Source organism: Xanthomonas sp. LF02-5, assembly GCF_034105325.1.
Lineage (GTDB): Bacteria > Pseudomonadota > Gammaproteobacteria > Xanthomonadales > Xanthomonadaceae > Xanthomonas_A > Xanthomonas_A sontii.
Window position 1 is genome coordinate 852,513 of sequence record NZ_JAXGGF010000001.1, and the last position, 17,469, is coordinate 869,981.

Here is a 17,469-nt window from a genome sequence, read left to right on the forward strand (position 1 = left end):
CTGTTTCGCCGTTGGAAAAGCTAAGATCCGGGCTTGTGTAGAGCCGGAGGCGTCCATGATCGATCGTCGTACCTTTCTTGCCACGGGTGTCGTGGCCGTCGCCGCGGGCTTCAGCGCATCCGCCGCCCAGATCGTGGCCGCACCGCGTCCGAAAGGGCCGGCACCGTGGGGCGCCGTACCAAGCTCGCGGCAACTGCGGTGGCACCGGTGGGAGCAATACGCCTTCGTGCATTTTGCGATGAACACCTTCACCGACAAGGAATGGGGTTACGGCGACGAAGATCCGCGCAGATTCGATCCCAGCGATTTCTCCGCCGATCAAATCGTCGCCGCGGCCAAGGCCGGCAACCTCAAAGGGATCATCTTCACCGCCAAGCACCACGATGGCTTCTGCCTGTGGCCGACGCGCCTGACCGAGCATTGCATCCGCAATTCGCCCTACAAGAACGGCAAGGGCGACATCGTCGGCGAAATGGCTGCGGCGTGCCGGCGTGCCGGCCTGGCCTTCGGCATCTATCTCTCTCCCTGGGATCGCAACCACGCCGAGTATGGCCGTCCCGGCTATCTCGACTATTTCCGCAAGCAGATCGTCGAGCTGTGCACGGGTTATGGCGACCTGTTCGAGTTCTGGTTCGACGGCGCCAATGGTGGCGACGGTTACTACGGCGGAGCGCGCGAAACCCGCAAGATCGATGCGCCCGCCTACTACAACTGGCCGCGGATGATCGAGCTGGTCCACCAACACCAGCCGATGGCCTGCACCTTCGATCCGCTGGGCGCAGATATCCGTTGGGTCGGCAACGAGGAGGGCGTGGCCGGCGATCCGTGCTGGCCGACCATGCCCAATGCGCCTTACACGCAGGAAAACGGCAACGCCGGCGTGCGTGGCGGGGCCCTGTGGTGGCCTGCGGAAACCAACACCTCGATCCGCCCGGGCTGGTTCTACCATGCCGACGAAGACGGCAAGGTGCGCAGCCCGGAGAATCTGGTGCGCTACTTCGATACCTCGGTCGCGCGCGGCACCAACATGAACCTCAATCTTCCGCCGGACCGGCGCGGCCGCATCGCCGACCACGACGTTGCGGTGTTGAAGAGCTTCGGCGACGCGATCCGCGCCAGCTTCGCCATCGATCTGGCCAAGGGCGCCAAGGCCAGCGCCAGCGCGGCGCGCGGTCCGGGGTTCGAGCCGGAGCGTGTGCTCGACCGCCAGCCGGACAGCTACTGGTCCACGCCGGACGACGTCACCACGCCGACGCTGACGCTGGAACTGTCGGCGGCGCATAGCTTCGACCTGATCCGGCTGCGCGAATACCTGCCGCTGGGCGTGCGCGTCACCCGCTTCGCGATCGACGCCGAGGTGGACGGGCAGTGGCAGCGCTTGGCCGAAGCGCAATGCATCGGCGCGCAGCGGATCCTGCGGCTCGATCGTCCGATCGCCGCGCGCCGTGTGCGCCTGCGTGTGCTCGAGGCGCCGGTCTGCCCGGCGATCAGCGAATTCGCGCTGTTCCGCGCGGTGGCGCCCGTCGCGGTCGCGCGGCCCACGACGAACGCGCCGGACGTGCTGTCCACCGCGGGTTGGCGCATCGTCGCGGCCAGCGCGCCGGGAGCGGAGAAGTTGCTCGACGACGATGCAAGCACGATCTGGGTCGTGCCCGCTCCCACGCCGGGCCATCCCGCGCAGGTGACCATCGACCTCGGTGCGCTGCGCCAGGTCGCCGGCTTCAGCCTCACCCCCTCGCGCACGGTGATGAACGGTGCGGCACCGCCGAAGGGCTATCGCGCCGAAAGCAGCGAGGATGGCCAGCATTGGCAGCCGGCCGGGGGCGGCGAGTTGTCCAATATCGCCTACGCGCTCTCGACCCAGCGGCTGAATTTCCCCGAGGTGCGGCAGATCCGTTACCTGCGGCTGTCGTTCGCCGAAACGGCGCTGCCCGCCGAGCGGCTGGCGATCGCCGGGATCGGTGCCTTCTCGCGCTTGCGGTGAGGCCTGGCGCTCCCTCGCCGCGATGCGCGGTGGGGGAGCGCGCATCGCTGGGGCGATGCAGCTTCGTGGGTGCGGCGATGCTGGCGAGGCGTCGTAGGTCGGCTTCGGAATGACCCGTCAGCGGCTTCACTTCATTCTGCGTCGCGCGTGTGCCGACCACGGCTTGGGCGGACGTACCTGGCGCGCCAGCGCCGCGTAGGAGCACCGAGTCGGGAGCGCATGACGATGGCGCCGCACGGCGCCTTGAAAGCGCGCCCGCCTCAGGCGACGGACGGCCGCGGCCTGGTGCGCACACTCTTCAGCGCCAGCCGCGCAGGCGCCAATCCGGGCGCGGTCGCTTCCAGTGTCAGCGTGCCGGCATCGCGCGTGGTCTGCAGCAAGGCCATGCACAGGCCGTTGAAGGCGCGGCGCTGGTCGGCCTTGTCGGGTTCGTGGCTGGACGGGTCGCCGTTGCCCACGCCGATCAGGCGGCCGGGGCCGCGGACGGCGAAGCGCACGGCGTCGCTGGCGGTGGGCACGACGCGGCCCTTGGCGTCGACGATCTCCACTGCGACCACGGCCACGTCCTCGGCGTCGGCCAGCAGATTCGCCCGTTCGCAGCGCAGGCGCACCGCGGCCGGGGCGCCCACGGTCTCGCGGAGCTGCGTCAGCACCTGTTTGCCGCCGCGGTAGCCGCGCGCTTCGATGCGGCCGGGTGCGTAGCGCACGCGCCACTCCACATGGCCGTAGGCCGGCACCTGCTGCAGGCCCTGGCTGACGCCGTTGACCAGCAGTTCCACCGCGTCCAGGTTGCTGTGGCACCACACGTCGACCATGCCGTTGTCGCGCTCGTCCAGCAGGCCGTCCCAGTTCCAGTGCGGGAACAGGTGCAGCACCGGCGCGGTGGTCCATTGCGCGCGGTAGTACCAGTAGTTGTCCTTGGGAAAGCCGCAACTGTCGAGGATGCCGAACTGCGAGGCGACGTTCGGCCAGCGGTTGTACGGGGTCGGCTCGCCGCGGTAGTCGAAGCCGGTCCAGACGAAGCCGCCGGCGATGTACGGGCGCTGCGCGACGTAGCTCCACCAGGCTTCGGCGCTGCTGGCCCACCAGGGGTAGTCCAGGTCGTAGGCGCGGGCATGGCCGCGCACGTCGTCGGTGCGGTAGTTGCCGCGCACGCCGACGGTGCTGCCGGTCTCGCTGCCGTAGACCGGGATCTGCGGCTGGCGCGCATGGAAGGCATCCATCTGCGTGGTGCGGTAGTTGAAGCCGATCACGTCCACGACCTGGCCGACACCGTCGTCGAAGCCCTTGTCCATGGCGAAGGTGGTGGGGCGGCTCGGGTCCAGGCGCCGCACCAGACGCTGCATGCGCGCGACGATGCGCGCGCCGCGCGCGGTGACCATCTGCGGCTCTTCGTTGCCCAGCGACCACAGCATCACGCAGGGATGGTTGCGGCCGCGCCGCACCATCGACGTGAGTTCGGCCATGGCCTCGTCGTCGGAGGACATGCGCCGGGTCTCGTCGATCAGCAGCAGGCCCAGCCGGTCGCACAGCTCCAGCACCGCCGGCGAGGCCGGGTTGTGCGCGCTGCGATAGGCGTTGCAGCCCATCGACTTGAGCTGGCGCAGGCGCCATTCGTGCAGGCGGTCGGGAATGGCGGTGCCGACGCCGGCATGGTCCTGGTGGTTGTTGGTGCCGTGCAGCTTGTAGGCCGCGCCATTGAGCAGCAGGCCGCGCTGCGGATCGAACTGCAGGCGGCGCACGCCGAAGTGGGTGGTGGTCGCGTCGCAGGTATGGCCGTCGCCGAGCAGGCGCGTGGACAGCGTGTAGCGTTGCGGGTTCTCCGGCGACCACGGCGCGGGCGTGCCCAGGTCCAGGGTCTGCTGCACGCGCTGCACCACGCCGGGCTCGACCGTGATCGGCGCGGAACTGGCCTGGGCGACGATGCGCCCGTCCGGCGCGCGGATCACCGAGACCACGCTGCACTGCCGCGGCGTCGCGCCGTGGTTGCCGAGTTCGGTCTCCACCAGCGCCTGCGCGGCGCCGCCGTCCCAGACGCTGCGCACGTACACGCCGTCCATCGGCACGTGCAGTGCGTCGGTGGTGCGCAGCCAGACGTGGCGGTAGATACCGGCGCCCTCGTAGAACCAGCCTTCGCCGAGCGTGGCATCCACGCGCACGGCGATGATGTTCCTGGCGCCGTAGTCGAGCACGTCGCTGAGGTCGACTTCGAAGCCGCAGTAACCGCTGCCGTTGCGGCCGACGATGTGGCCGTTGCAGAACACGATGCAGTCGCGGAACACGCCGTCGAATTCCAGGCTGATCCGCTTGCCCAGGTCTTCCGCCGGAATCTCCAGCACGCGCCGGTACCAGCCGATGCTGGTCTGCGGATCGGTGCGGCCCAGCGGCTTGTAGCCGTGCGCGGCGGCCGGGTCTTCGCCGTTGACCAGGGTGGAGGTCGGATCCTGGCGCGGCGGCAGCGCCACCGCCCAGTCGTGCGGCAGGTCGATGCGCTCCCAGGCGCTGTCGTCGAAGCCGAGCAGGGCCGCATCGGCGGTGTCCTTGCCGGCCTTGGCGTAGGTGCGCTGGAAGGTGCCGAAATTGAAGTCGCGCGCCGGGTCGTCGGCGTGGCCGAGATGGAAGCGCCAGCCACCGTCGCACAGCAGGCGCTGGCGCGGAGCATCGTCGTCCAGATCCAGCGAGATCGGCGCAATGGCATCGCTGCCGGCGGGCGTGGCGGCCAGCGCGGCCGGCGCCAGCGCCGCGGCGGCACCGGGCACCGCCACCTGCACGCCGCCGGCGACCAGCGAGCGCAGCAGGTCGCGGCGGCTCAGTTCGATCATGGCTGCGCGTCCTGCGCCGGCGCGGCCCCCTGGCCGGTCGTCGTGGCCGGCGCCGGTCGGTAGGCGTGCTGCATGAAGCCGATGCCGGGCAGCAGTTCGTTGCCGTGGCGGAAATCGAAGAAGCTGGCGTTCTCCCACGAGGAGCCGACGCCCCAGCGGGTCTTGCAGGTGTTGCTGGTCCAGGCCGGCTCCCAGTACACGACGCCGCTGCCGCCGTTGTCGACCACCAGTTGGGTGAGGTCGACCAGGTAGTTCAGCTGGCCCTGCGGGGTGGCCGGGTAGCCCTTGATCAGCGAGTCGGCGCCGAGCAGGTTGGGCGAGGGGTCGCCGCTTTCCAGCGTCCACGGATAGGCGGTCTCCACCACCATCACCTCGGCCGGATAGCGCTGGCGCAGGCGCTTGATGGTGGCGCCGAGCTGGTCCATGGTCTCGCGCGACCACTTGCGGTAGTAGCTGATGCCGATGAAGTCGAAGTCGCGCACGCCGGCCTTGGCGGCGTCGGCGAACCACGGCTCCACGTTCTCCGGTTGGGCGATGTGCAGCATCACCTTGGGCTTGATCGTCGAGCGCGCGCCGGCGTCGCGCACTGCCTGGATGCCGGCGTTGAACAGCTTGGCGTTGCGGGTCCAGTCGATCGGCCGGCGCTTGTCCCAGGGCTGGCTGTCCATCAGGTCGGAATTGCTCTCGTTGCCGACCTGCACCAGTTCCGGCATCAGCCCGGCGCGGTCCAGCGCGCTGAGCGTGTCGTAGGTGAAGCCGTACAGCGTGCGCGCCAGTTCGTCCTGGTCGGTGATGTTGGCCCAGGCCTTGGGGATCAGTTGCTTCTCGCCGTCGGCCCAGTCGTCGGAGTAGTGGAAGTCCAGCAGCACCTGCATGCCCTGCGCGCGCGCCCGGCGGATGGTCTTCTTGACGTCGCTCAGGTCGCTGTAGCGGGTCCAGCGCGCATCGTTCCACAGGCGCACGCGCACCAGGTTGGCGCCGTGCGCGTGGAACAGCTCGAACGGGTCGCGCAGCGCGCCGTGGTCGCGGTACTGCACGCCGCAATCCTCCATCTCGTTGACGTAGGACAGGTCGGCGCCGAGGTACAGCGTGCCGGCGCCGGCCATGGGCGCGGCGAGGGTGGTGGCGAGAGCCAGCGCGAGCGCCGGCAGCCAGGTGCGTCTGGATCGCATGCGGGTCTCCACCGGCTCAGAACGTGTAGGTCGCTTCCAGGGCGAAGCGGCGGCCGAACAGCTGGTAGCCGCCATCGTCCTGGTTGGCGAGCCGGTTGCGCTTGTTGTCGCTGTAGGCGCGCAGCGGTTCGTTGGTCAGGTTGCCGACCTGGAACTTGAAGCCCAGGTGCTCGCTGTAGCGCCACGCCAGGCTCAGGTCCACCGTGCCTTCGCTCTCCAGTCGCGCCAGCCGCGCCGCGTTCCAGCCGTACACCACGGTGTAGGGGCTGTGGTACTTGTAGCCGATCCGCGCTTCGAACTTGTTGTTGTTGTACCAGAGGTCCAGCGTGCCGGTGTTGCGCGCCAGGCCGCTGAGCGGCAGCGGATTGTCCGCCGGCGAGAACTCGTGCAGGTTGGATTCCACGTACGAGTAGTTCGAGTAGATGCCGAAGTTCTCCATGTGCGGGATGAAGAAGAACGGGGTCTGGAACGTCAGTTCGGCACCGTTGATGTAGCCGCCGCCGCCGTTGAACGGTCCGCTGATCAGGTAGTCGCGGCCGTCGATGGTCTCGTGCTGGGTCTTGTAGCCGATGCTCGAATCCACCCACTTGCGGTACAGCGCCAGCGCCGCCAGCGCTTCCTTGTGGAAGTACCACTCGTAGGACAGGTCGAGCTGGGTGGCGCGGAACGGATTGAGCTGCGGGTTGCCGCCGCTGCCGGTGAGCTGGCCGACGGTGGTGTTGGGATCGTCGAGCGCGCGCCCGGTGCGCAGTTCGTCCAGCGGCGGCCGCGCCATCACCTTGGCCACCGACAGACGCAGGATGCGCTCGGGATCGATCAGGAAGTTGACCGTGGCGCTCGGTAGCACGTCGGTGTAGGTCTTGCCGGCGCTGCTCGGCTGCACCACGCCGCCGACGGTGTCGTAGCCATGGCTGTCGGTGTCGGTGTGGACCACGCGCACGCCGGCGTTGCCGGTGACGTCGACGCCGAACCACTGCGAACTGAACACCGCCTTGGCGAAGGCCTCGCGCACGTTCTCCTCGACATTCCAGTGATCCAGGCGCTGCTCGGTGGCCAGGCTCGGATCGAAACCGCCGAAGCCGAGCTTGGCGATCGCGTCCAGGTCGCCGCCGGTCAGGGTCGGCACATTCAGGTCCGGCATCGTCACCGGGTAGATCAGGTCCTGGTAGGCCGAGATCGGCTGGCTGTAGCCGGACTGGAAGCTGGTGAAGTGGCGGTTCTGCTTCTCGCGGCGTGAGGCGCGCGCGCCGAACTCCAGCGCGGTGACCGGCGAATCCTCGATCGCGCGGCTCGCGCTCAGCGCCAGCGCGGCGATGCGGTCGCGCAGCGCCTGCGGCTCGGTCTGGCCGCTGATGCCCCATTCTGGCGCGTCGGAACTGGTGCTGATGGTGGGGGTGACGCCGTGGCGGAAATCGAACGACACCGTGTCCGGGTTGCTGCCGAAGCGCACCGCGCGCCAGTCGTTGTCGCGCTTGGCCTGCGAGAACGACAGGTCGCTGCCCAGCGTCCACACGTCGCCGCGCCACTTGGCGTTGAGGCCGCCGGCCGCCAGCGTCTTGACCTCGTCGTAGCGGGCCACGACGTGGTCCACCTGCAGCTTGGAATTGGCCAGGGTAGCGGCGACCACGTCGCCGTCGACGATGGTGTAGGACGAGCCCGGGGTCGTGTACGGATTGCTGGCCGAGTAGATGCTGTAGCCGAGGTTGTTGAACCAGTTCTGGCGCTGGTCCTCGTCGATGCGGATGCGCGAGTACAGACCGTCGAGCTTGAGTTCCAGGTTGCCCGAGCGCCACTGCACGGTGCCCATGGCGCCGGTGCGGGTCTGCTCGGTCAGCTTGAGTTGGTCGGCCGCGCCCCAGGGCGTGTAGTCGACCTTGCCGTCGCCATCCACATCGCGCGCGTTGCTGGCATCGGTGTAGCCCCAGCTGCCGATCGAGACGCCGGCGTTCTTCTGCTTCTGGTAGGTGGCGCCGAGCGCGACCGCCAGGTTGTCGTTGATGCGGTGGATCCAGCTCGCGCCCAGGCGCTGGCCCCACGGCGAGTAGTCGCGCGCGTCCTTGGCCTCGTCGTAGTAGACCGGGCCGGCGGTGGCGACGAAGGTCGGGCCGGTGTGATCGAGCGGGTTGATGGTGGAGATGTCCACGGTGGCGGCGATGCCGCCGGCGATCAGGTCCGCCGATGGAGTCTTGTAGACCTTGACGGTGGAGACGATCTCGGTGGGGAACACCTCCCAGCGCACCGCGCGGTTGGGTTCGGAGGAGGCGATCTCGCGGCCGTTGACCGTGCCCATGGTCATGCGCGGGCCGAGGCCGCGCACGGTGGCCAGGCTTTCGTTGCCGCGGTCGCGGGTACCGTTGACGCCGGGCAGGCGCACCAGCGCCTCGGCCACGGTGACGTTGGGCATCTGCCCCATGTTGTCGGCGGAGATGACTTCCACCACGTGGTCGTCGAGCTGCTTGGCCTGCACCGCCTGTTCCAGGCTGGCGCGCTGGCCGACCACCATCACGTTGTCCAGGGTGACCGGTTGCTGGCCGGTCTTGGCGTCGGTCGTGGCATCGGGCTTGGCGGGTGGCGTGGCTGCCGGATCGGCGCTGGTGCTCTGCGCCTGCGCGGCGAAGCTGCCGGACAGGGCCAGGACGATGGCCGCGCCCAGCAGGGTGCGGGCGGCAGGGCGGTGCGCGCGCCGGCCGACCGGGCGACGGGACTGTTCCAAAGGCATTTTTGTTCCCTCCCAGGACAAAAAGTGACCGATCAAATTGGCGTGGACCGGAAAACCCGGTCCTGGAGGCATCGGCAGGGCGTCATGCAGGGCTGCAGGCTGTCCCGGTCGCTGTCCTCGATGGCGTGTCTGTCGACGTGGCGGGGCGTGCGTGGCATGTCTGCTGGCGGCGCCGCGGACATTCCCCTTCCGCTGCCTTGGCGCGCGAGAGACCGGAAGCGAGGATAGAAGCGACAGGCATTCCATTCCAATGAAGCATTTGCCGAGGGCTATCTCGTTTTGGAATGGATATCGCGCGCCGCGTCTACCGTCGCCCACGCGAGGCTCAGGCCGCGGTGGATGGGGCCTGCAAGCCGAGCAGGGCGGCTGCCGCGGCACCCAGGCTGCGTTCGCGGTGGCGCAGGGCATGGAAGGTGCGTTCGCCCAGGGCCACGGCGAGGGGCTGCAGGCGGCCGCTCTCCAGCCACGGCGCCGCGGCCAGTTGCGAGATCGCCGCCAGGCTGCGCCCGGCCTGCACCGCCGACAGCACCGCTTCGTTGGAGGGCAGGGACAGCGCCACACGCAGGCGCTCCGGGCCGATGCCGGCATCGCGCAGCGCCGCCTCGAACGCCGAGCGCGTGCCCGAGCCGGGTTCGCGCATGATCCAGGTGCTGTCGGCGACCAGTCGTGCCAGCCCGGGGCGGCGACGCCCCGCCAACGGATGGTCCGGCGCGGCGACCACGCGCAGCCGGTCGTGGCCCAGCGCCGAACTCAGCAGTTCGGGGGCCTGCACGCGGCCCTCGACGAAGCCCAGTTCGGCGCGTCCCTCGCGCACCGCGCGCGCCACGCTGTCGGTGTTGCCCACGCTCAGGCGGATCTCGATCTGCGTATAGCGCGCATGGAACGCCATCAGCCGGGTCGGCAGCCAGTAGCTGGCCACGGTCTGGCTGGCGTGCAGATCAAGGGTGCCGCGCAGCACGCCGCGCCACTCGCTCAGCGCCAGTTCGGCCGCACGGCTGCGCGCCAGGATCGCCTTGGCGTCCTCACAGAACGCCGCACCGGCCGCGGTCAGCACCAAGCCGCGACCGACCCGGTCGAACAGGGCCACCCCGTACTGCTGCTCCAACGCCTTGATCGCGGCACTGGCGGCCGACGGCGTGCGGTGCGCGGCCTGCGCACCCAGGGTCAGGTGTTGGCGTTCGGCCACCGCCACGAACAGGGCGAGTTGTTCCAGGGTCATGGGGCAACTGTTCGGAGTGAGCGAATGAAGTGTGCACAATTATGCGATGGATCGGAACGGTCTGCGGGCGCAATCTGCCGCCACTCGATCCGGATCGCTGCCATGCGCACCCAACCGCACAGACCTTCCATCTTGCTGCCCGGCCTGGCCCTGGCCATCGCGGTGGCGGCGCTGGCCTGGCTGGCCGAGCGCGCGCAACTGCAGTGGCTGGGCCGGCGCTGGATCGACGCGCTGGTGTTCGCGATCGTGCTCGGCACCTTGCTGCGCACGGCGTGGCGCCTGCCGCCGTCCACGCACGCCGGCATCGCCTTCGCCGCCAAGCTGCCGCTGGAACTGGCCATCGTGCTGCTCGGCGCCTCGGTCGGCATCGGCGCCATCGGCGCGGCCGGCGGTCTGTTGCTGGGCGCCATCGCCGCGGTGGTGCTGCTGGCGATCGCCATCGGCTACGGCATCGGTCGCGCGCTGGGCCTGCCGTCGCGGCTGGCCACGCTGGTCGCGTGCGGCAATGCGATCTGCGGCAATTCGGCGATCGTGGCGGCAGCGCCGGTGATCGACGCCGACTCCGGCGACGTCGCTGCAGCGATCGCCTTCACCGCGGCGCTGGGCGTGCTGGTGGTGTTGCTGTTGCCGCTGGCGGTGCCCGTGCTGGGCCTGGACCAGCGCCACTACGGCATCCTCGCCGGCCTGACCGTGTACGCGGTGCCGCAGGTGCTGGCGGCGACCGTGCCAGTGGGCGCGCTGAGCGCGCAGGTGGGGGCGCTGGTCAAGCTGATGCGGGTGCTGATGCTCGGGCCAGTGATGTTGCTGCTGGGGCTGGTCCGTGGTGGATCGCCGACGCAGCGGCGCCCGGCGCACGCGCTGGTGCCGTGGTTCGTGTTCGGCTTCGTCGGCATGATGGGGCTGCGCGCGCTGGGTGTGTTGCCGGCGCCGGCGATCGAAGCGGCGCAGTCGCTGTCGCTGCTGTTCACCCTGGTGGCGATGGCCGCGTTGGGCCTGTCGGTGAATCTGCGCACGGTGCTCGCGTCCGGCGGCCGCGTACTGGCGGCTGGCACGCTGTCGTTGCTGGCGCTGGCCAGCCTCAGTGTGCTGTTGCTGCGCTGCTTGCCGTAGGCGTAGGCGCCGCAGTCCACGTGCATCTGCAGCATTTCGCATCGCCTGCACCCACGTTCAACCAAGCGCTCACGAAAGGCCGCGGAGCATGGCGATACCTGCCATGCAAAGGAGATTGTCATGCGTCATTCCCGTTCCGCGTTCTCTCTGGCGCTCATGTCGGTTCTCGGCGTCGGCCTTGCGCATGCGCAGACCGATACGTCCGGCCAGGCCGGCAGTACCGATCCCGCCGCCATGCAGCAGCAAACGCCGTCGACCTCTGCCGCGCAGACGTCGACCGGCATGCAGGGCGCGCAAGGCGCGCGCGCGTCCGCGCTCGACGAAAAGCAGGCGCTCGGCGTGCTGTCGGCGATCAACACCAGCGAGATCAACGCCGGCAACCTGGCCTTGCAGAAGCAGGTCAAGGGCCCGGTGCGCGACTACGCCATGCTGATGGTCAAGGAGCACTCGGACAACAACGCCAAGATCGCGCCGTGGGGTCCTGATGCGAAGGCCGCGCCGGCGCAGCAGCAGATGCAGAAGGCCAAGGCGGAGGCCGGCAAGCTGCAGGCCATGGACGGCGATCGCTTCGAGCAGGCCTACGTCATGGCGATGGTCAAGGATCACCAGGCCGCCCTGCAGATGCTCGACAGCACCCTGATCCCCGCCGCGAAGACCCCGGACGTGGCCGCGCATCTGCGTACCACGCGTACCCATGTGGCCGAGCACCTGGCCAAGGCGCAGCAGTTGCAGAGCGCTGGCGCGCCATCGGCGGCGCCGGCCCGTTGAGCGTCGTGCGGGTCTCGGCCGCCATGCCGAGATCCGCGCTTTCATGAGTCGCGTGCGAGGGAGCTTCTCAAGCCTTTTCCTTGGCGAGAGTGTGGCAGGGCAGGTAGCGACCAGACTTCATGACCCCGGCATCCGGTGTGCCTGGTTGCCGTATCCCCTTGCGGTCAATCGGCTGCGCGAGCGCACAAGAGCGCGTGCCGCTGTCGAACGGTGTAATAGTCTCCGCGCAGGCGGCGGCCTAAGGTAGCGGCCATCTTCCTCCGCATCGCCGCCCGGTCGCCCCATGGGACACGATCACAGCCACGCCCCCACCGAAATCCGCCACGAGCAGCCCCTGTGGTGGGCGCTCGGTCTCACCGCGCTGTTCCTGGTGGTGGAAGTGGCCGGCGCTTTCCTCACCAACAGCCTGGCGCTGCTGTCCGACGCTGCGCACATGGCCACCGACACGCTGGCGCTGATGATCGCGCTGATCGCGGTGCGGCTGAGCCGGCGCCCGCCCGATGCCAAGCGCAGCTATGGCTACGCACGGCTGGAGGCGCTGGGCGCGCTGGTCAACGGCGCGCTGCTGTTCGTGGTGGCCGGCTACATCCTGTGGGAGGCGGTGCAGCGCTTCCGCCAGCCGCAGGAGATCGCCACCGTCGGCATGCTCGGCATCGCCGCATTCGGCCTGCTGATCAACCTGATCTCGATGCGCCTGCTCAAGGCCGGCAGCGGCGAGAGCCTCAACATGAAGGGCGCGTACCTGGAAGTGTGGAGCGACATGCTCGGCTCGGTCGCGGTGATCGTCGGCGCGCTGGCGATCCGCGTCACCGGGTGGAAACTGATCGATCCGATCCTGGCGGTGCTGATCGGTCTGTGGGTGTTGCCGCGGACCTGGGTGCTGCTGCGCGAGGCGATCAACGTGCTGCTGGAAGGCGTGCCCAAGGGCGTGGACCTGGGCGCGGTGCGCGGCTATCTGCAGGCCGCGCCCGGCGTGGCCAGCGTGCACGACCTGCACGTGTGGGCGCTGGCCTCCAGCACGCCGGCGCTGACCGCGCATGTGGTGGTCGCCGACGGCGGTGACGCCGATGCCGTGCGCGCCGCGCTGTGCGATGGCCTGCATGCGCAGTTCGGCATCGATCACATCACCCTGCAGATGGAAGCCGGCCATTGCGGCGCTACCCCGTGCGGCACGCCGGCGGCGGGCGAGGGTGGTGGTCACGATCATCACGGGCATGGTCACGAGGACCACGATCACGATCATGCCCACCCCGCACATGGGCACGGCCACATGCAGGGGCATTCGCACTAGCAGCACGGCTGCGTAACTGCGTTCGTGCAGGTGCGGCGTTGTTCTGGTTTGGGATTTGTCGTCCGCGCGCACCTGGAATGCCGAGTGCGACTGAAGGGCGCCTGCAGCGACCTGCTTTCCCCACAATCAAGCTACGGGCAGCTTGCTTTGTGGGAATCACCTGTCATGCAGCAGCGCCTGGCGAAGCGGCCATGCTTTCCGATGGCGTAATGCGTCGGGACTGAAGTCCCTCCCACAGTACGCCCGGCGAATTCGCCGCAAGATCGCGTGGGAGCGGCTTCAGCCGCGACGGGTCTTGCCGGGAAACGCCCGCCGCGGCTGAAGCCGCTACCAAAGGGGCGCGACCCGTCGTTATGGGAGGTGCCCTGACGCACGCTTACAGAAGGCGTGCGCGCGCCTCACACCACCGGTTCGCGCAACGCCGGCGACTCCCAACCCGGTCGCGGGGCGAAACGCTCGCCGTAGCGCGTGTGCAGGGCGCGCAGGCGCGCCAGCAGCACGTCGGCGCCGGCGGCGCGGATGTGCTGGATCGGGCCGCCGCGGAACGGGGCGAAGCCGGTACCGAAGATCACGCCGGCATCGAGCAGGTCGGCGTCGGCGACCACGCCCTCGTGCAGGCAGGCCACCGCTTCGTTGAGCAGCGGCAGGATCAGGCGGTCTTCCAGGTCGTCCGGCGCGCGGTAGTCCTTCGGCAGTTCGGGCTTCTTGGCGCGGCCGTTCTCCCAGGCGTACAGGCCCTGGCCGTCCTTCTTGCCGCGCTTGCCCGGCTCCACCGTCTGCAGCGCCGCCGGAATCGGCAGGCCCAGGAACGGCGCCAGTTCGGCGCCGACGCCGGCGGCCACGTCCAGGCCCACGGTGTCGATCAGTTCGATCGGGCCCATCGGCATGCCGAACTTGACCGCGGCCTTGTCGATCGCCGGGCCGGGAATGCCTTCGGCATAGGCGGTGGCCGCTTCCAGCATGTACGGGAACAGCACGCGGTTGACCAGGAAGCCCGGGGTGCCGGCGACCGGCACCGGCAGCTTGTCGATGGCCTTGCAGAAGGCGGCCAGCCGCTTCTGGTTTTCCGGCGCCAGGCCGTCGTGGCAGACGATCTCCACCAGCGGCATCTGCGCCACCGGGTTGAAGTAGTGCAGGCCGCCGAACTGCGCCGGGCGCTGGATGTGCTCGCGCAGTTCGGTCAGCGGGATCGAGGAGGTGTTGGTGCTGAGCAGCGCAGTCGGCTGCATGCGCGGCTCCAGCGCCTGGTACAGCTCGCGCTTGGCCTGCGGGTTCTCGATGATCGCCTCGATCACCAGGTCGGCGCTCGGCACGCCCTCGCCGGCCAAATCGCCCTTCAGGCGCGCCGCCACCGCCGGGCGCTTGCTGTCGTCCTTGACCCGCTTGGCGAACAGCTCGCCGGCGCGGCTCAGCGCGCCGTCGATGAAGCGCTGCTCGCGGTCCTGCAGGGTCACCTCGAAGCCCTTGTAGGCCGACCAGGCGGCGATGTCGCCGCCCATCACCCCGGCACCGACCACGTGCACGTGGCGGATGCCGTGCTCCTTGCCGCCCAGCGCCTTGAGCCGCTCGGTGAGGAAGAAGATGCGGATCAGGTTGCGCGCGGTCGGGGTGCTGGCCAGCTTGACCACCGCCTTGCGCTCGGCGTCCAGGCGCGCCTGGATGCCGCTGCCGCCGCTGCGTTCCCACACCCCGATCAGCGCGTACGGCGCCGGGTAGTGCTCCTTGCGCGCCTTGCGCGCCACCTGCTTGCGCATCTGCGGCGCCAGCAGCTTGCGCGCCGGCCAGGTGTTGGTGGCCCAGGCGGTGGCGCGCTGCTTGAAGGGGCGGGCGCTGCCGGACAGCGCCAGCGCCACCGCGGTATCGGTGAGCACGGCCGGCGCGGCGACCTTGTCGACCAGGCCCATCGCCCGCGCCGCCGAGGCCGACACGGTGCGCCCGGTGAGCATGAGGTCCATCGCCGCCGGCGCGCCGATCAGCCGTGGCAGGCGCGCGCTGCCGCCCCAGCCGGGGAAGATGCCGAGCTTGGTTTCGGGCAGGCCGATGCGGGTGGAGGCATCGCTGGAGGCGACGCGGTAGCGGCAGGCCAGGGCGATCTCGGTGCCGCCGCCCATGCAGAAGCCGTGGATCGCCGCGACCGTGGGGCAGGGTAGTTCGGCCAGTTTCTGGAAGGTGGCCTGGCCGCGGCGGATCGCGTCGTTGACGGTGCCGCGGCGGTCGAATTCCTGGAATTCCTTGAGGTCGGCGCCGGCGATGAAGCCGTTGTCCTTGGCCGAGCGGATCACCACGCCCTTGGGCGGATCGATGGCAATGCGCTCGAGCAGATTGCCCAGCTCCAGCAGCACGTCCTGCGACAGCGCGTTGACGGGCGCGTCCTGGCGGTCGAGGCTGAGCACGACGATGCCGTCGCCGCGGATGTCCGCTTGCCAGTGACTGAATCGGAGCCCGTCGAAGCCTGAAAGCATGGGGAGGACCATCCGCTTGTGTATGGAGAAGATCGTTATCATCCAGAGGTTGTTTCCGTCGCGTCAAATCCCAATCCAGGGGAATTGAGGCGCGTCCCGCGACCGCTGGCCTTGCGCCAGCCTAACGGAACGCCGGTTAACGTCGTGGGGCGGCGATCCGCTGAGGGGCGCTGAACTTTTTTCCGAATTGGCGGTCAGAGGGTCCGACGTAGGTTGGGCTGACAGGAGTGCGGCCCGCTATGGCCGATGTCGAAACACCCCAGGAGCTGGACCTTGAACTGGTCCGGCGTGTGCAGCGCGGCGAAAGCGCGGCGTTCGATGTGCTGGTGCGCAAGTACCAGCATCGGATCGTCGGCCTGATCGGGCGCTACATCGCCGACTGGAGCGAATGTCAGGACGTGGCCCAGGACACTTTCATCCGCGCCTACCGCGCGATCGGGAGTTTCCGCGGCGACGCCCAGTTCTCCACATGGTTGCACCGGATCGCCGTGAACACCGCCAAGAACTACCTGGTCGCGCACAACCGCAGGCCGCCCACCGACGACGTCGATGTGCTCGATGCCGAGCAGTTCGACAGCGGCACCCGCCTGCGCGACACCGACACGCCCGAACGCGAGTTGATGCGCCAGGAGCTGGAGCGCACGGTGATGAAGGCGGTCGACGCCTTGCCGGAAGAGTTGCGCACCGCCCTCACCCTGCGCGAGGTGGAGGGCATGAGCTACGAGGACATCGCGCAGAAGATGGGCTGCCCGATCGGCACCGTGCGTTCGCGGATCTTCCGCGCCCGCGAGGCCATCGACGCCGAACTCCGTCCCCTGCTGGATACCGACAGCGCCACCCGTGAGCGACACCGCGTATGACCGATAGCACGCCCTTTCCCAAGCCTGTGCCGGCGCCCGACAGCGCCGCGCCGGACAAGTTCGAGCTGCACTACCGGCAGCAACTGTCCGCGCTGATCGACGGCGAACTGCCGGCCGACGAAGCGCGCTTCGTGCTGCGCCGGCTGCAGCACGACGAGGAACTGTCCGGTTGCCACGAGCGCTGGCAGCTGTGCGGCGACATCCTGCGCGGCCGCGTCAGCGTGCCGGCGCCCAGCGATTTCAGCGCCCGCGTGCGCCAGGCGGTGGCCGCCGAAGCGCAGCAGGCCGCGCGTGCCGATGCAGCCAGCGCCGCCGGCAAGCGCCGCAACTGGCGCTGGGGCGGCAGTGCGGCCCTGGCCGCTTCGGTCGCGCTGCTCGCGCTGTTCGTGACCCAGCGCCTGCCGCAGACGCCTGAGGCGTTGGCGCCGGCGCAGGTCGTCGATGCCACCGCGCCGAGCCCGGCGCCGGCCGCCACCACGCCGCAGGTCCCGGCGCCCGCGCCGGCACCGGCACCGGCCGATCCGCAGGGCGACCTCGCCGCGGCCGTCGCCGCCGCGCCGGCAATGGCGATCGCCGCCAATCGTCGCCAGGAGGCGGCCGCGGCGGCGCGACGCGAGGCCACCCGTAGCGAACAGGCCGCGCGCACCCGCAGCGTCCCGGCCGAGCGCGCCTATGCCGCAGCGGCGCCTACCAAACCGCCGGCCAAGACGCCGGTGCAGACGCCGTTCGTGGCGCCGGTCGCGCCCCCGACGATGGTCGCGCAACGCGCCAGCGATCCGTTCGGACATCCGGCGACGCCGCTGCAGGCCCGGCCGTGGCCGCGCTCGACGCTGCCATCCGCCGATGCCGGGAGCGAATTCACCGCCAGCTTCCCGCACAGCGGCGCGGACCCGGCGGCGTTCTATCCGTTCGAACCCCGATTGCCTGCCGACGCCGTGGCCAACCCGCCGTTGCATCCGCAGCCCTGACCCCGCGCGCCGGCGGCGTCCGTGCCTCATTCCGGCGCGTGGTCCCCGTTGCTTCGTCCCCTCGTTGTTCCCCTTCCCGAACCGGAGGCTTGCG

At 69.6% G+C, this 17,469-nt stretch carries 11 protein-coding genes; 6 read left to right on the forward strand and 5 right to left on the reverse strand.

Features of this window, described 5'->3' with window-relative positions:
- Window positions 1–55 precede the first annotated feature (55 nt).
- Window positions 56–1,984, forward strand: a complete 1,929-nt coding sequence (locus tag SLW52_RS03850) for an alpha-L-fucosidase (RefSeq protein WP_320739379.1) — start codon at window positions 56–58, stop codon at window positions 1,982–1,984.
- A gap of 260 nt (window positions 1,985–2,244) precedes the next feature.
- Here the strand turns inward: SLW52_RS03850 and galA are convergent, their stop codons facing one another.
- The 4 genes from galA to SLW52_RS03870 all read right to left on the reverse strand — a co-directional run bounded on the left by galA (window position 2,245) and on the right by SLW52_RS03870 (window position 9,916).
- Window positions 2,245–4,806 (reverse strand): beta-galactosidase GalA, encoded by a 2,562-nt coding sequence (gene galA, locus SLW52_RS03855; RefSeq protein ID WP_320739378.1) that lies wholly within the window; start codon window positions 4,804–4,806, stop codon window positions 2,245–2,247.
- Window positions 4,803–5,978, reverse strand: coding sequence for an arabinogalactan endo-1,4-beta-galactosidase (locus SLW52_RS03860; protein ID WP_320739377.1), 1,176 nt, complete (start codon window positions 5,976–5,978; stop codon window positions 4,803–4,805). Before SLW52_RS03860 ends, galA begins: the two co-directional genes overlap by 4 nt.
- Before the next feature lie 16 nt (window positions 5,979–5,994).
- Window positions 5,995–8,697: a TonB-dependent receptor gene (locus SLW52_RS03865; protein ID WP_320739375.1), complete on the reverse strand. Its 2,703-nt coding sequence runs from the start codon at window positions 8,695–8,697 to the stop codon at window positions 5,995–5,997.
- Window positions 8,698–9,022: 325 nt separating this feature from the next.
- The gene (locus SLW52_RS03870; protein ID WP_320739373.1) at window positions 9,023–9,916 is read right to left on the reverse strand and encodes a LysR family transcriptional regulator; all 894 of its coding nucleotides are present in this window, start codon (window positions 9,914–9,916) and stop codon (window positions 9,023–9,025) included.
- 102 nt (window positions 9,917–10,018) lie between these two features.
- Here SLW52_RS03870 and SLW52_RS03875 point away from each other — a divergent pair, with 102 nt between their 5' ends.
- The 3 genes from SLW52_RS03875 to SLW52_RS03885 all read left to right on the forward strand — a co-directional run bounded on the left by SLW52_RS03875 (window position 10,019) and on the right by SLW52_RS03885 (window position 13,085).
- Entirely contained in the window at window positions 10,019–11,026 is a 1,008-nt protein-coding gene (locus SLW52_RS03875) for a putative sulfate exporter family transporter (RefSeq protein WP_267119612.1), read from the forward strand.
- 156 nt (window positions 11,027–11,182) lie between these two features.
- Window positions 11,183–11,794: a DUF4142 domain-containing protein gene (locus tag SLW52_RS03880; protein ID WP_267119615.1), complete on the forward strand. Its 612-nt coding sequence runs from the start codon at window positions 11,183–11,185 to the stop codon at window positions 11,792–11,794.
- 283 nt (window positions 11,795–12,077) lie between these two features.
- On the forward strand, window positions 12,078–13,085 hold the full coding sequence (locus SLW52_RS03885; RefSeq protein ID WP_148828051.1) for a cation diffusion facilitator family transporter: 1,008 nt from the start codon (window positions 12,078–12,080) through the stop codon (window positions 13,083–13,085).
- A 398-nt stretch (window positions 13,086–13,483) separates the two neighbouring features.
- Here SLW52_RS03885 and SLW52_RS03890 read toward each other — a convergent pair whose 3' ends face one another.
- Entirely contained in the window at window positions 13,484–15,547 is a 2,064-nt protein-coding gene (locus tag SLW52_RS03890; RefSeq protein ID WP_152238395.1) for a 3-hydroxyacyl-CoA dehydrogenase NAD-binding domain-containing protein, read from the reverse strand.
- 239 nt (window positions 15,548–15,786) lie between these two features.
- Here SLW52_RS03890 and rpoE point away from each other — a divergent pair, with 239 nt between their 5' ends.
- Window positions 15,787–16,407 (forward strand): RNA polymerase sigma factor RpoE, encoded by a 621-nt coding sequence (gene rpoE, locus SLW52_RS03895; protein WP_295945027.1) that lies wholly within the window; start codon window positions 15,787–15,789, stop codon window positions 16,405–16,407.
- Entirely contained in the window at window positions 16,404–17,375 is a 972-nt protein-coding gene (locus SLW52_RS03900) for a sigma-E factor negative regulatory protein (RefSeq protein ID WP_052250773.1), read from the forward strand. The genes rpoE and SLW52_RS03900 overlap by 4 nt, the downstream gene beginning before the upstream one ends.
- The last annotated feature ends 94 nt before the right edge of the window (window positions 17,376–17,469 follow it).